This window comes from Pseudomonas avellanae BPIC 631 (assembly GCF_000444135.1).
GTDB lineage: Bacteria > Pseudomonadota > Gammaproteobacteria > Pseudomonadales > Pseudomonadaceae > Aquipseudomonas > Aquipseudomonas avellanae.
The window spans coordinates 1-14,808 of the sequence record NZ_ATDK01000285.1 but is presented as its reverse complement, the minus strand read 5'-3'; the positions used below and the strand labels follow the sequence as shown (position 1 = coordinate 14,808).

Below are 14,808 nucleotides of genomic sequence, written 5' to 3'. Positions count from 1 at the left end.
TTTTCGAAATAAGTTACCCATAACCTGCAAGCTAAGCTATTGATAAGATTTGAATTTTCCGTTAGTTGGTGGCTGATTTTTTCGAAAACAGTACACTAGCGCGATAGCAATAGAGCTTTCCAGCCACTCTGAAAAACGCCGCTCTGTGCTGCACTCCCCCCTTATTCCTGCTGCGTGCGGGCACTAGGGCGACGGCGCAAATTCTGGCCGAGACTGCTGTTTAAAGCCTGTCGAGCAGTGCTGATCGCTTGCTCCGCACCCTGCAACGCATGCTGACTATGGCGATTGGCACTCGCCTGCATAACCGGCGCAAGGTTACCGCGCATGAATGTCTCCAGGCTCGTTGGATTAGGGTTACCTTCGCGGAAGTTATTCTTTGCGTTGATTGCCGCAAACTGCGTCTGAGCACCGATGAATGAGGCCGCAAGGCTGTAGGCACCGAGAAATCCGACAACCGCATTGGGGATATGGCCTGCGCCGCCGCAGATCGCTGCAGCGAGTTTATTGACGATCGAGGGTGTGAACTGACCGGCCAGGCCGAACATGGATACGTCCGTGGAGACCTTCTGCGTCCACTGGGCCTTGAGTTCGCCCTGCTTTGCGTACTTCACCTTGGTCATGTTTTCCAATACGTGCATGCCGCCGCTATTTACGCAGTCGTCGAAAGCCTTCTTTACTTCTCCGTCCGGCAAATCGGTCAAGAAGTTCGGATTCCCTTCGCGGATGGCTTGAGTCACCGCAGACATGTCGGCCGACAGCGCCTTATAGCGTTCGACTTTTGCGCGGATCTCGGGAGGAGTGATGCTCGAAGTGTTTTCAGGCAAGGCATTGAGCGCATGCCCCGCGTCGCTGATTTCGACGCCAAGCACTTTTTGTCGCTGTTTCAGGTTCTCTTGGGTCGACTTGACCATGTACTCCGACACCGAAGTGAAGACCCCGCGCAGCTTCGCTTGGTCGACGTCGCGGTCCGGGTCCATTTCCTCACCGGCCAAATAGCGCTGCTTACCTTCGGCCGTGAAGGCGTCGTAGAACACGATAGCTGCCTTGACATTGAATTTCTGCTTGTTCCGCTCGTCCAAGCCAGCCATAGGCGACTGTAATAGCGAGATTGCTGCCGCATAGGAGGTACCGACAGCCGGACTTGCGAGCGCGTTGAGCCCCTCAAAATGGCTTTTCCGGTCAAGAGCAGGATTCATGCGTGTCGGTATCTCGTCTTTCTTCAGACCTGACAGTCCGGAGGTCAACGTACCGCCCGACGCGCGGAGACTGCGCGGGATGCGCTGCCAATCATTTCCTTCCTTCTGGCGAAGGTTTGAAAACTCGGCTTTCAGCGTAGTCTCGCGTTGCTCAAGCATGTTCGGGCGGCTTGCCTCTTCCAAGGCTCTAAGTGATTCCCGAGTCTGCGGAGCGGTGTTCTGCAGCGCATTATTGACGCCCTCCAGGGCCTCGCGCAGACCATTGAAGTGGGTATCGCTCAAATGATCGAAAAACAATTCAATTCCTTCGTCCGTTTCGAGAAGCTTTGGATCCCTTATCCCCACCGACGTAATCGCGGCCTGCACAGCATCATCGAAAGAAGTCAGAGCACGACGCGTGCCCTCGTTCAGGCCCTCCAGAGTCTGGGCTGCGGCATCCAACCATATCTCGTCATTGACTTCGCCTTTGGCCAGCACGGTTGGCGCATTACGTCCGCGGATGTTGTCGCACAACGAAACAATGGCAGGCTGAATGCCGCCGGCCATGAACGGCTTGGCGGCCGCGAACGCAAGCGCGCTGCCGAAACCAGACCACGGTCCGTGGACGGCGCCGATGAAGCTTGACGCACCAAACGTAAGCATACTGGGTAACGCGCTGCTGATAGGGTTTGGCAGGCCAGAGTTGAAGCTGAACTTTAGGAAATTGTTCACGTCACCGCCATGCATGCCCCTAGAGGCATATGCCATTACACGGATCGCATCGTCGTCTATCCGAGCAGTCATGGTCTTCGCGCAGATGTTCTCATGGCCTTCGCTGGCGTGGCGCTCGTCGTGTACCCGAAAAGTTTCGCAGAGCTTAAGGTAGAGGTCAGGGTGCGTGGGCGCATTTTTGGCGGCCAGATAGGCAGTCTGCAATTGGCTGAGGTCTTCCGGCTTGCGCGACATCACAGTCGTCCCGTCCGGTATGGCCTTGGCCGCCGCCGTGATGTCTCTAACGCGCGCCGTGGTAAGTTGCTCTGCGGTCTGCGTCGTTGCAGCGGTGGCCTGCATTCCCTCTGTTTGCGTGATGCCACTTATTTCATGAGAGCATGACGCTTCTTGCCCAATATTGGTTAGAGGATTGTAGTGTTGTGTTGCACTAACTGATTGAACGGGCTTCATCGCTGCCTCGACATTGTTGTTTATTTGACCCACCGGCAAGAGCCGACGCCCCGCCAATGAGTGTTCGAAAATCACAGGAGGGTTCCAAAGACAGCTTCGAAACTGTCAGCACCAGATCTCTTAGGTAGCTGAACTATGTATTCCCTGCTGGGGGGAATAATGAATATAGGCCCGATAGACGCATTTCTCTAAACACATGCGAACTCGGGATCAGCCGTCCACCTGGCTCCACTGCTTGCTCAACCGTTTGTCCGACACCGGCATTTTAGTGCCCAACTGCTGGGCGAACAGCGAGACGCGATACTCTTCCATCCACCAGCGATACAACGCCAGCTCCGGGTCGCGCTTGCCTTCCTGAGCATGTTTGTCGGCGCGTGCCTGGTATTGCGCCCAGAGACCTGCCAGTTCGATGCTCCACACCCGGTCTTTCTGCACCTGGCCTGGCAGTTTTTCCAGGCGCATTTCGATGGCTTTCAGGTAGCGCGGCAGCTCCTTGAGCCACGCCGCCGGGGTTTCCCGCACAAAGCCCGGATACACCAGTTTGCTTAGTTGCGCCTTGATATCGTTGAGCGCAACCGCCTGAGACAGGTCGATCTTGCCCTTGAAGCGCTTTTGCAGACCGTGCCACAGCTTGAGGATTTCCAGCGCCAGCTTCGCGAGTCGCTCGGCGTGTTCGGTCCAGTCGGCGCGCTTGCGCTCCGCCAGCGACAGCAGGCCGGCACCGTCGCGCGGCAGCTCGGCCTCGCCTTCCAGCACGCAACTGTCGAGACTGGCCAGCAGGATGTCTTCGATCAGCGCATCAATGCGTCCCAGTTCGCGGTGCAGCAAGGCCAGCTCGGTCTGGCCCGGCAGTTTGTTGCGCAGGAACTTCGCCGGTTCCGCCAACTGTTGCAACAGCAAGCGCTGCAAGGCGCGTCGGTGCTGGTACTCGGCTTCGGCCTGCGTAGAGAACCTGCCTTCCTTGACCGCACCGCCCTCTTCGACCAGCGCCGGATACACCGTCATCGACAGCCCGGCGATGTTCTGTTGAGTCTTCTGCGCAACCGCAGCAAAGGCCTTGGCCTGCACCGGTTGCTGGCTTTTCGCGGTTTGCGGCACAGCGAGAGCAGCCTGACTCGCCTCGGCGAAGCGTGCGGTCAGTTCGGCCAGATCACGCCCCTCACCGAGAAACTTGCCGCTGCCATCGACGATTTCCAGGTTCATCTTCAAATGGCCTTCAAGCTGCTGCGCAGCTTCAGCCCAGGCCTCGTCGCTGACCCGCACGCCGGTCATGCGCAACAGCTCACGGCCCAGCGCCTGAGGCAACGAGCCTTCACCAAAGGTCAGGCGTTGCAGCGCGGCCTTGATGAAATCCGGGACCGGCACAAAGTTCTTGCGCACCGCCTTGGGCAGGTTGCGTACCAGCGCGATGCACTTGGTTTCCAGCAACCCCGGCACCAGCCACTCCAGACGCTCGGCAGGCAACGACAGCAGCAAGGGTGCCGGAACGCGCAGGGTCACGCCGTCACGCGGGTGGTTGGGCTCGAAGTGGTAGCTCAGCGACAGGCTCAAATCGCCCAGACTCAGCGTGTCCGGGTACTGCGCGGCGGTGACTTCGCTGGCCTCACGGGCCAGCACGTCTTCTTCGCGCATGATCAGCAATTGCGGGTTGTTCTGGCTTTCGGTCTTGTACCAGCTGTCGAACGTGGCGGTCTGGTGAATCTCCGCCGGAATTCGCGCTTCGTAGAAGCTGTACAGGGTGTCTTCGTCGGCCAGAATATCGCGACGGCGAGCCTTGGCTTCCAGCTCGTCGAGCTGTTCCAGCAAGCGGGTATTGGCACTCAGGCACTTGGCCCGAGAGAGGATTTCGCCACGTACCAGGCCTTCGCGGATGAACAGCTCGCGCGATACCTGCGGGTCGACAGGCCCGTAATGCACCGGGCGGCGACCGACCACGATCAGGCCAAACAGGGTGATCTGTTCGAACGCGACGACCTGCCCGCGCTTTTTCTCCCAATGCGGCTCGAAATGATTCTTCTTGATCAGGTGCCCGGCCAGCGGCTCGATCCAGTCCGAATCGATCTTGGCCACCATGCGCGCATACAACTTGGTGGTTTCCACCAGTTCGGCAGCCATAAGCCACTGCGGGCGCTTCTTGCCCAGCCCTGAGGAGGGGTGAATCCAGAAGCGTCGCTGCCGCGCGCCAAGGTAATCGCCTTCGTCGGCCTTTTGCCCGATCTGGCTCAGCAGGCCGGAAAGAATGGCCTTGTGAAATTTCGGGTAATCGGCAGGCTCCTTGTTGACCGTCAGTTGCAGGTCGCGACAGATCAGGCTCAACTGCCGATGGGAGTCACGCCACTCGCGCAGGCGCAGGTAATTCAGAAAATTGCGCCGGCACCAGTTGCGCAGCGGGCTGGCGGTCAGGGTTTGGCGCTGCTCTTCAAAACCGCGCCACAGATTGACCAGCCCGGCGAAGTCCGAATCGGCGTCCTTCCATTGTGCATGCGCCTGATCAGCCGCCTGCTGGCGCTCGGGCGGGCGCTCACGCACATCCTGCACGGACATGGCACTGGCGACAATCAGCACTTCCTGCAGGCTGCCCTGCTTCGCGGCTTCAAGCAGCATGCGGCCCATACGCGGGTCTACCGGCAGGCGCGCCAGTTGGCGACCCAGTGGGGTCAGCTGATTTTCGCGATTGACTGCCGACAACTCTTGCAACAGGTTGAAGCCGTCACTGATCGCCTTGCCATCCGGCGGCTCGATGAACGGGAAATCGGTAATCTCGCCCAGACGCAGGTGCAGCATCTGCAGGATGACCGCCGCCAGGTTGGTGCGCAAAATCTCGGGATCGGTGAACTCGGGCCGACCGTTGAAATCCTCCTCGCTGTACAAGCGCACGCACAAGCCAGGCTCGACGCGCCCGCAACGGCCCTTGCGCTGATTGGCGCTGGCCTGGGAAACGGCCTCGATCGGCAGGCGCTGGACCTTGGCGCGATAGCTGTAGCGGCTGATGCGCGCCGTACCGGTATCGATCACGTAACGAATGCCCGGCACCGTCAGCGAGGTTTCGGCAACGTTAGTGGCCAGCACCACGCGACGACCGGGGTGCGACTGGAAGATACGCTGCTGTTCGGCCGGAGAAAGGCGTGCGTACAGCGGCAGAATCTCGGTGTGCCGCAGTTGAGCCTTGCGCAGCACCTCGGCCGCATCGCGGATCTCGCGTTCGCCGGGCAGAAACACCAGCACATCGCCGGGGCTTTTGCGCTCGCTGCGTTCAAAGGCTGCCAGTTCGTCCAGCGTGGCCAGAATAGCCTGATCGACAGTCAGGTCTTCTTCGACGCTGTTGCCCTCTTCGTCCTGCTCGCTGGTCAGCGGGCGATACCAGAGGTCCACGGGGAAGGTACGACCCGATACTTCGATCACCGGCGCATCGTTGAAGTGCTCGGAAAAGCGCTGCAGGTCGATAGTCGCGGAGGTGATGATGACTTTCAGGTCCGGGCGGCGCGGCAGCAGGGTTTTCAGGTAACCGAGCAGAAAGTCGATGTTCAGGCTGCGCTCGTGGGCTTCGTCGACGATGATCGTGTCGTAGCGCTCAAGAAAGCGGTCATTCTGGGTTTCGGCCAGCAAGATACCGTCAGTCATCAGCTTGATCAGGGTGTTGCTGTCGCTCTGATCCTCGAAACGTACCTGATAACCGACCAGCGCCCCCAGCGGCGTGCCGATTTCTTCGGCCACCCGGCTGGCCACGCTGCGTGCGGCGATCCGGCGCGGCTGGGTATGGCCGATCAGACCGTGCTGACCGCGACCGATTTCCAGACAGATCTTCGGCAACTGCGTGGTTTTACCCGAACCGGTCTCACCGGCAATGATCAGCACCTGATGCTTGAGCAGCGCTTCTTTGATCTCGTCGCGCTTGGCGGCGATAGGCAAATTGTCGTCATAACGCATCGCCGGCACGCTCTCGCGTCGCGCCGTCACCTGGGCGCAGGACGCCTGAACCCGTGCCACCCACTGCGCCAGCTTTGCCTCGTCAGGCTTCTTGCGCAGCTCATGCATCTGACGGCGCAAACGATGGCGTTCGCTGATCATCGCTTGGTCGAGGTTTTTCAGGAGTTGGTCGATAGAGGGCGATTCGTCGGTCATCAGGTGCGCAGGGTCTTTTTTCAAATGGCAGGTGCGGATTGTCGCAGATTGCGGTGGGTTGTGACGATGGTCTGATCCCTCAGGCCATCACTGGCACCAGTGACGGATCATGGGATATTGCGCCCGCAACCTGAAAAAGACCAATATAGAGTCCTGAAAGGAGTATGAAATCATGCAAAATATCTTTGCGGACATCGCGGTCAGCGTCTCTGAACTGAAGAAAAACCCGTCAGCCGTCCTGAGCGGCGCACAAGGCTTGCCCGTCGCAGTACTCAATCACAATAAAGTCATGGGCTACATGGTGCCTGCCGAGGTGTTTGAAGCAATGATGGAGCACCTTGATGACCTCGATCTGGCCGACCTGATCAAAGCCAGGCAACATGAAAAGCCGGTATCGGTAGATATACTTGACCTTTAAGCTCGAGTTTCTGCCTTCAGCCCTGAAAGAGTAGAAAAAACTGGGGCATACCGTTAGTGCTCAACTCAAGAAAAAGCTTTTGGAGCGGCTCGAATTACCTCGAAATGCGGGCGATGCGCTGCATGGCATGCCCGATCACTACAAAATCAAGTTGCGCAGTGCTGGATACAGACTGGTTTACCGGGTGGAAGATGATCGGGTGGTAGTGACCGTCGTCGCTGTAGGCAAGCGCGAACGAGGGGATATCTACGATTCAGCCAAGGACAGGCTGTCTCCCTGACCTGGCTGCATGCTCACGTCACAAAATGCATTCCGTGGAGCACTCCTCGTTACACATACGTCCTGAGCTCACTATCGTGCCGACGCGCTGCGTTCGATCATGCATGCGCAGAGCAACGCAGAACGCCTACTTCTTCAAACCCAGCTTCTTCAATTCCTCATCACGCAGTTCGCGACGCAGGATCTTGCCGACGTTGGTAGTTGGCAGCACGTCGCGAAATTCCACGCTGCGCGGCACTTTGTAGGCTGTCAGGTTGGCGCGCATGTGCACCATGATCTGATCCTTGGTGAGGGTTACACCAGGCTTGGCCACAACAAAAACCTTGATGGATTCGCCCGATTTTTCATCCGGTATACCGATCGCTGCACATTGCAGCACGCCAGGCAGCGTGACCAGCACGTCTTCCAGTTCGTTGGGGTACACGTTGAAACCGGAAATCAGGATCATGTCCTTCTTGCGATCGACAATCCGGATGTAGCCATCAGGCTGGATGATCGCGATGTCACCCGTCTTGAGCCAGCCGTCACTGTCGAGCATTTCGTCGGTGGCCTCCTGGCGCTGCCAGTAGCCTTTCATCACTTGCGGGCCTTTGATGCACAGCTCGCCGGTTTCACCGAATGCCAGTTCGTTGCCGGCATCATCGATGACCTTGCACAGCGTTGACGGCACGGGAATGCCGATGGAGCCCATCTGAATGTACTGAGAAGGATTGACCGTCGCCACCGGGCTGGTCTCTGTCATGCCGTAGCCTTCGCAGACCGGACAGCCTGTGACCTGCTTCCAGCGTTCGGCGGCGGCTTGCTGCAAAGCCATGCCACCGGACAAGGTCACTTTGAGTGCCGAAAAATCGAGATTGCGGAAGCCCTCGCTGTTGCACAGGGCCACAAACAGCGTGTTGAGGCCGACAAAACCGCTGAACTTCCATTTCGACAGTTCCTTGACCATCGACGGCAGATCACGCGGGTTGCTGATCAGGATGTTGTGATTGCCGATCAGCATCATCGCCATGCAGTGAAAGGTGAAGGCGTAGATGTGATACAGCGGCAACGGCGTGATGATGATTTCACAGCCTTCGCCAAGTTCGGACGCCATCAACGCCTTGCATTGCAGCATGTTGGCGATCAGGTTGCGGTGAGTGAGCATCGCCCCCTTCGCGACACCGGTGGTGCCGCCGGTGTATTGCAGCACGGCGACATCGGCGGCGCCGGGCGAGACGTCGGTCACCGGCTGGCCACGGCCCTTGGCGAGCACGTCGTTTAACCTGACGGACTGCGGCAGGTGGTACGCCGGAACCATTTTTTTCACGTACTTGATGACGCTGTTGATCAACAAGCGTTTGAACGGCGAGAGCATGTCGGCCACTTCGGTGACAATGACCTGCCTGATCTGCGTTTTGGGCACGACCTTCTCGGCCAGATGCGCCATGTTTGCCAGGCACACCAACGCCTTGGCACCGGAATCGTTGAACTGGTGTTCCATTTCCCGCGCGGTGTACAGCGGGTTGGTGTTGACCACGATCAATCCGGCGCGAATCGCACCGAAGACGGCAATCGGGTATTGCAGCACGTTGGGCAGCTGCACGGCGATACGGTCGCCCGGCTGCAAGTCGGTATGTTGCTGGATCCAGGCCGCGAACGCGCCGGACAGTTCATACAACTCACCGTAGGTGAGGGTCTTGCCCAGATTGCTGAACGCCGGTTTATCGGCGAAGCGCTGGCAGGACTGCTTCAGGACAGCCTGGACATTGGGATACTCGTCGGGATTGATATCAGCAGCGATACCGGGCGGGTATTTGTCCTTCCAGAAGTTTTCAATCATTCAGCCAGCTCCATAGCGATAGCGAATTCTTCACATCGCTTGAAGCGATGATTTTCTTGTGTTTGGAATTATGCAGTAGACGCTTTTTCGCTTTATGACTGATCAAAAAGCGCGCAGAGCGTAGCAGCTTTGCCAGAGGCCGACTAGAGGCAGAAGCAGGCCGGCAAGTCACCAAATAGACCGAAAGACTAAATTCAGTCACGTTTAAAACCCGGAGAAGATATCGATTGCCAGCCTCGAAAGTACCGAGCCAGAGCGGTCAGAGATAAAAGTCGTCGCGACCGGAAAACAAAGACCCCATGTGCAGCAGCCTGCAAATGGGGTCAGGTACACAAATAGATATGATTGATTAGCCTCAGGCCGGGTCGCGAAGCTCCCTGCGCAAAATCTTGCCCACCGGTGTCATGGGCAACGAATCGCGCAGAACAATAAGCTTGGGCACCTTGTAAGCGGTGAAATTCTCTTTGCAGAACGCCTTGAGTTCTTCAACGCTCACGCTTGGATCCCGCAGCACTACAAACAGCTTCACCGCCTCGCCGGAGCGCTCGTCCGGCACGCCGATGCATGCGCAGTTGGCCACCTTGGGATGGGCCATGATCACGTCTTCGATTTCGTTGGGATACACGTTGAAACCGGACACGATGATCAGGTCCTTCTTGCGATCCACGATACTGACGAACCCTTCGGCGTCAATCACCGCGACGTCTCCGGTTTTGAACCAACCCTCGGCGTCCAGCGATTCGACGGTGGCATCAGGCCGGTTCCAGTAGCCTTTCATGACCTGCGGGCCCTTGATGCACAATTCGCCGCGCTCGCCGAACGCAAGCTCTACGCCCTCGTCATCGATGACCTTCATGGCCGTACCGGGCAACGGAATACCGACCGTGCCCAGACGCGCCAGCGCACCATAAGGGTTGGCGCTGGCGACAGGCGACGTTTCAGTCAGGCCGTAGCCCTCGACAATCGTGCAGCCGGTGATCTGCGCCCAACGCTCGGCCGTGGCCTTGACCAGCGCAGTGCCGCCGGAGTTGGTGCTTTTCAGCGCCGAGAAATCCAGTTTTTTGAAATCGGGATGGTTCATCAGCGCCACGAACAGCGTGTTGAGACCGATCATCGCGGTGAACTTCCACTTGCCGAGTTCTTTGATGAAGCCGGCGATGTCACGCGGATTGGTAATCAGGATGTTGTGGTTACCGCTGATCATCATGCACATGCAGTTCGCCGTGAATGCATAGATGTGATAAAGCGGCAGCGGCGCGATCATCACCTCCGAGCCCTCCTCAAACACTGGACCACCCTCGGGACGCTCCTGGCGCATGCAGGCATAGACTTGCTGCATGTTGGCGACCAGATTGCCATGCGTCAGCATCGCCCCCTTGGCCAGCCCCGTGGTGCCACCGGTGTATTGCAGCACGGCGACGTCATCGAGCTTTTGCGCCACCTTCTGCAGCTGGCTGTCACGCCCCAGTTGCAGTGCTCGCTTGAAGCCGACAGCCTGGGGCAACCGGAATGGCGGGACCAGCTTCTTGACCTTGTCAACAATGGTGTTGACCAGCCACCCCTTGGCCGCGGACTGCATGTCACCCATCTTCACTTCAATCAAATGTTCGATGGCGGTGTCCGGGAGCACTTCCTGCACCAGTTTGCCAAACATATTGAGGTAGACCAGTGCCTTGGCACCCGAGTCCTTGAACTGATGGCGCATCTCGCGCGCGGTGTACAACGGGTTGGTGTTGATCACGATCAGACCGGCACGCATCGCACCGAATACAGCAATCGGGTATTGCAGCAGGTTGGGCATCTGCACGGCGATACGCTCACCCGGCATCAGTTGCGTGTGCTGTTGCAGATAAGCGGCGAACGCGGCTGAGTGACGATCAAGCTCGGCATAAGTCAGGGTCACGCCCATGTTGCTGAACGCAGGTCGATCCGCGAACTTGTTGCAGCAGCGTTCAAACACGTCGATGACCGATTGATAGGCCTGTAGATCCACGTTGGAATCGACACCCGCCGGACGCTTGTCATCCCAGAAATCAGCTTGCATTATTTTTATCCTCTTCCCTGCATGTGCCTGGCCCGCTGTCAAAGGTCAGGGTGGCCCGACGTTATCAGTTAAAACGCGTCAGGCAAATAATCCACCTGACGTCATCAGCGGCATGAATCTTGTGCCTGTTCAGACTGCAATCTGCCACTGGCGATACACTGTCAGGCACAGGCGGGCCGGCCACGGGCAGCGTTCGAGGCCGTAACAGCAGCATTTACGCGCCTTTTGCTTATATTTGCCGGGAATGTGATCCGGGGAGCGCCAGCAAGCGTCTGTATGATCTTGTCCGCGCATTGGCGGCGGCAGGTCATCAAGTGTTACAAATCAAGGCTACGTCGGACTGAATGAACCGGCCCGCTTCAATTCATTTTGATTTTCATTGTCAGGACAGCCACATGACTCAAGTCACCAACACGCCTTACGAAGCCCTTGAAGTCGGTCAGACCGCCAGCTACAGCAAGACTGTCGAAGAACGGGACATTCAACTGTTCGCGGCGATGTCCGGCGACCACAACCCGGTTCACCTGGACGCAGAATACGCCGCCAAGACCATGTTCAAGGAGCGTATTGCCCACGGCATGTTCAGTGGCGCGCTGATCAGTGCTGCCGTTGCCTGCGAGCTGCCTGGGCCGGGCACCATTTATATCGGTCAGCAGATGACGTTTCAGAAGCCTGTGAAGCTGGGTGATACGCTGACGGTGCGCCTGGAAATTCTGGAAAAGCTGCCGAAATTCCGCGTCCGCATCGCCACCCGCGTGTTCAACCAGAACGATGAACTGGTGGTAGACGGCGAAGCCGAGATTTTGGCGCCGCGTAAAAAGCAGACCGTCGACCTGACCGTGCTGCCAGAGATCACCTTCGGCTGACACCGAAAGCGGGCGCGCGCCCAGACAACGACGCGCCCACGCTCTGCTTATGGCCTGAACACAAATATGTGATGCATCCCGGAACTCTTTCCCTGCGCCTTCCACTCAGGGGACTAGCCGTACCTCTATCCGGGATCACCCATTGTTCATTCCCACAGGCGGGGAACTCAGCCATGAATACGATCAACAGAAACACCTACCCCGTCTCCGGGATTCCTGCGCAGGATGCCTCTGTACAGACTGATCAGCTCCAGTCGCAGGGCCAGGGCATCAGGCCGGGGCACAATAGCAACCTGATCGACTTCGGACTGATACAGCAGGCCAATGGTCCGCACTCATCGCTGAACACATCGAGCTCCAGAATTCAGCCGACTGACACCAGCACGTCCTCAAACAGGCTGGGGGGTAACGGCGATCAGTTACTGAACAAACTCGTGGAAGCGATCCGCAACATCCTCAACAACCTGCTCTCTCTGCTGGAAGGCAATCAACACCAGGGCTCTGCGCCTGCACAGACCCAGCGTGAACAGACGCCGACGTCCACTCAATCGCACGCTTCGCCTTCCTCGTCGTCTTCATCTACGCCGTCGACACCCTCCCAGTCTTCACCCTCGGTGCCTTCAACGCCTCAGGGCAACGTAGAAAAACCGTTTGTGGTGCAGAGCGATCATCCGGCGGAAAAACCGGTATCTCTGCAGAGAACCTCAGAACCGACGACCGTTACACCGCCGCAGACTGTCGAGCGAAACAGCATTACCCCGGAAAAGACCAGCCCGGACAAGGCACCGGCCAAACCCGAAGCGATAAAGCCGGCAGTGACCAACGACCCGGTGCTGCCGAAGACCTCGACACCTGCCGCCGCCAAGCCTGACAGCACGGTGACTGCCGCAAAACCCGCGACGCCCGCCGCCCGTGGCCAGGGCGCTGACATGTCCGGCATGATCGGTTTCGCCAAGGAAGCCAATACCACCGGGGGCAACAACGGTGAAGTGGTCACCGTGAACACGGTTGCCGACCTCAAGAAGTACATGGAGGACGACAAGGCCCGCACCGTCAAACTGGGGGCCAACCTGTCTGCCGACAGTAAAGTGTCGATAAATTTCGGGGCCAACAAAACCCTGCTGGGCACCGATAAAGGCAACACCCTGCACAACATCTATCTGGCCAGCGGCAAGACCGCCAGCAACGACATTTTCCAGAATCTGAACTTCAACCATGACGCCCGTTACCGTGAAAACGGCGACATGCAGATGTTCATCAGCAGCGGCAAGAACTACTGGATCGACCAAAACACCTACACCGGCACCAAGGATCAGAACCCCAAGGGGCTGGACAAACTGCTCTACGTGGGCGGAACGGCAGATAACGTCAGCCTGACCAATTCGAAATTCCAGAACAACGAATATGGCGTGATTCTCGGTCAGCCGGACGACTCGGCAGCCGCCAAAGCCGAGTACAAGGGCTACCCACGGATGACCATCGCCAACAACGTGTTCAGCAACCTCGATGTCCGCGGGCCCGGTCTGTTTCGTCAGGGGCAATTTGACGTATTTAACAACTCGATCGACAAATTCCACCTAGGCTTCACTGCGACCGGGAACGCTACCATCCTGTCGCAGGCCAACTATTTCGCAAAAGGCGTTGATGTTTCCAACAAGGCCAGTAACTCCGGCGTGCTGGATGACTACGGCGATGCTCACTTCAAAGACATCGGCAGTAACGTCAGTTTCACTCAGAAATCGCCGGTTACCGCCTGGACACCGAGCTACAACCGGGACGTGAAAACAGCCGAAGCAGCCAGGGCCTATGACCTGGCCAATGCGGGCGCACAGGTCGTGAAATAACCCCAGGCCCGAAACGCAGGCGAAAAAAAGGGCGACCTGCGTCGCCCGAAGTGCCTTGCGTGCTCACTGACAGAATGACCGGCCTGCGCCAGTCATTCCTTTTTATGCCGCCGATCCCGGCGTTGGCGATGACCTGCCCGAGGTCATGCCGCGTCGTGTTCGATGGCATCAGGTTAAGCGCAGTTGGATAAAAGCATGTTGATCCAGATCAGTTATCCGCTCGCCAGCCGCGCAGGCACAGGGATAACTGATCCGGGTCAATGACGCAGGAAAGATGTCAGCGTTTTTTAGGCTTTTTCTTCGGTTTTTTGCCGCTCAACGGCATGGCCTGTTCGAAGGCGTTGCGCACTTCGTTGAGGCGTTTGTCGTTCAAATCGTGGACGCGCCTGGCGCGCTCTGCGCCCAGGTCGATCAATTTTTCATCGTCGCTCATGGCTTGCCGCTCTCGGACACTGGAAAACAGTGCCAATAATGCTTGCTCGCACCAGCCATGACCAGCGCCTATCCGGCAATTGAAGCGATCAGATCTGAATGTCGACCCAGATACCCTGGCGCGGCTCGTCGTCGATCAAAGGCACGACCGGCACGGTATTGTCGGCATTGAGCGAGTCACCCGGAACGACCAGCCCCTGATATTCCTCGGCCTCTTCATAAGGACGACCCTGATGCTGCTGTTGCTGACGTTGCTGCTCTTCACGCAATAGCAATGCGCTGCGTTCAGTATCTTCGTTGTGCAGATCGATAGAGGTCTCGTAGGAGCTCTGTTGCACCGGTGCCACAGGCGGGATGTCCGGCATGCGTTTGGCCGGGTCCAGCTGTGATGTCACGGGCACCACACTTAACGGAAGCATAGGTTGCAGCATGGTTTTATATCCTCTTATCGGGGTTTCGGCCGTGCGCGTGGCAACTTGAACCGAGAAATAAGCAGCAATAATTTATAAGGCCTTTTTGGACTGCGTTTAGGGTCTGTTCCCGTTTCGACGTAACCTATTGATCCCTATGAGAACAGGCCCGTATTGTTGGAGTTCTCACACAACACCAATACGAGCCTGCAATGCC

10 protein-coding genes are annotated in these 14,808 nt (G+C 57.8%); 4 read left to right on the top strand and 6 right to left on the bottom strand.

Annotated features, from left to right (window positions below):
* Positions 1 to 161: 161 nt before the first annotated feature.
* Both DW49_RS0117135 and hrpA read right to left on the bottom strand, forming a co-directional pair.
* Complete coding sequence (locus DW49_RS0117135; RefSeq protein WP_024420240.1) at positions 162 to 2,432, bottom strand: hypothetical protein; 2,271 nt, start codon at positions 2,430 to 2,432, stop codon at positions 162 to 164.
* A 135-nt stretch (positions 2,433 to 2,567) separates the two neighbouring features.
* The gene (gene hrpA, locus DW49_RS0117130) at positions 2,568 to 6,479 is read right to left on the bottom strand and encodes an ATP-dependent RNA helicase HrpA (protein ID WP_024420241.1); all 3,912 of its coding nucleotides are present in this window, start codon (positions 6,477 to 6,479) and stop codon (positions 2,568 to 2,570) included.
* Positions 6,480 to 6,651: 172 nt separating this feature from the next.
* Between hrpA and DW49_RS0117125 the strand changes: the two genes are divergently transcribed.
* Together DW49_RS0117125 and DW49_RS01000000128485 are read left to right on the top strand one after the other, a co-directional pair.
* Positions 6,652 to 6,897 carry a type II toxin-antitoxin system Phd/YefM family antitoxin gene (locus DW49_RS0117125; protein ID WP_005619938.1) on the top strand — a complete coding sequence of 82 codons (246 nt, stop codon included), beginning with the start codon at positions 6,652 to 6,654 and terminating at the stop codon, positions 6,895 to 6,897.
* A gap of 40 nt (positions 6,898 to 6,937) precedes the next feature.
* Positions 6,938 to 7,177, top strand: a complete 240-nt coding sequence (locus tag DW49_RS01000000128485) for a type II toxin-antitoxin system RelE family toxin (RefSeq protein ID WP_081591631.1) — start codon at positions 6,938 to 6,940, stop codon at positions 7,175 to 7,177.
* Positions 7,178 to 7,303: 126 nt separating this feature from the next.
* Here the strand turns inward: DW49_RS01000000128485 and fadD1 are convergent, their stop codons facing one another.
* On the bottom strand, positions 7,304 to 8,995 hold the full coding sequence (fadD1, locus tag DW49_RS0117115) for a long-chain-fatty-acid--CoA ligase FadD1 (protein WP_005619941.1): 1,692 nt from the start codon (positions 8,993 to 8,995) through the stop codon (positions 7,304 to 7,306).
* Between the two features lie 355 nt (positions 8,996 to 9,350).
* Complete coding sequence (fadD2, locus tag DW49_RS0117110; protein ID WP_005619943.1) at positions 9,351 to 11,039, bottom strand: long-chain-fatty-acid--CoA ligase FadD2; 1,689 nt, start codon at positions 11,037 to 11,039, stop codon at positions 9,351 to 9,353.
* A gap of 395 nt (positions 11,040 to 11,434) precedes the next feature.
* Here fadD2 and DW49_RS0117105 point away from each other — a divergent pair, with 395 nt between their 5' ends.
* The gene (locus DW49_RS0117105; RefSeq protein ID WP_005740134.1) at positions 11,435 to 11,905 is read left to right on the top strand and encodes a MaoC family dehydratase; all 471 of its coding nucleotides are present in this window, start codon (positions 11,435 to 11,437) and stop codon (positions 11,903 to 11,905) included.
* A gap of 173 nt (positions 11,906 to 12,078) precedes the next feature.
* Positions 12,079 to 13,749 (top strand): pectate lyase family protein, encoded by a 1,671-nt coding sequence (locus DW49_RS0117100; protein WP_005619948.1) that lies wholly within the window; start codon positions 12,079 to 12,081, stop codon positions 13,747 to 13,749.
* Between the two features lie 277 nt (positions 13,750 to 14,026).
* On the opposite strand, the gene DW49_RS1000000133130 is transcribed toward DW49_RS0117100, so the two are convergent.
* Together DW49_RS1000000133130 and DW49_RS0117090 are read right to left on the bottom strand one after the other, a co-directional pair.
* A complete protein-coding gene (locus DW49_RS1000000133130; RefSeq protein WP_005740131.1) occupies positions 14,027 to 14,182 on the bottom strand; it encodes a hypothetical protein in 156 nt (51 codons plus the stop codon).
* A gap of 88 nt (positions 14,183 to 14,270) precedes the next feature.
* A complete protein-coding gene (locus tag DW49_RS0117090; RefSeq protein WP_005619950.1) occupies positions 14,271 to 14,612 on the bottom strand; it encodes a hypothetical protein in 342 nt (113 codons plus the stop codon).
* Positions 14,613 to 14,808: the final 196 nt, after the last annotated feature.

Coding starts and splice junctions, on each gene's coding strand:
- hrpA (WP_024420241.1), bottom strand. CDS start 6,479: ATGACCGACGAATCGCCCTCTATCGACCAACTCCTGAAAAACCTCGAC.
- DW49_RS0117125 (WP_005619938.1), top strand. CDS start 6,652: ATGCAAAATATCTTTGCGGACATCGCGGTCAGCGTCTCTGAACTGAAG.
- fadD2 (WP_005619943.1), bottom strand. CDS start 11,039: ATGCAAGCTGATTTCTGGGATGACAAGCGTCCGGCGGGTGTCGATTCC.
- DW49_RS0117100 (WP_005619948.1), top strand. CDS start 12,079: ATGAATACGATCAACAGAAACACCTACCCCGTCTCCGGGATTCCTGCG.
- fadD1 (WP_005619941.1), bottom strand. CDS start 8,995: ATGATTGAAAACTTCTGGAAGGACAAATACCCGCCCGGTATCGCTGCT.
- DW49_RS0117105 (WP_005740134.1), top strand. CDS start 11,435: ATGACTCAAGTCACCAACACGCCTTACGAAGCCCTTGAAGTCGGTCAG.
- DW49_RS1000000133130 (WP_005740131.1), bottom strand. CDS start 14,182: ATGAGCGACGATGAAAAATTGATCGACCTGGGCGCAGAGCGCGCCAGG.
- DW49_RS0117090 (WP_005619950.1), bottom strand. CDS start 14,612: ATGCTGCAACCTATGCTTCCGTTAAGTGTGGTGCCCGTGACATCACAG.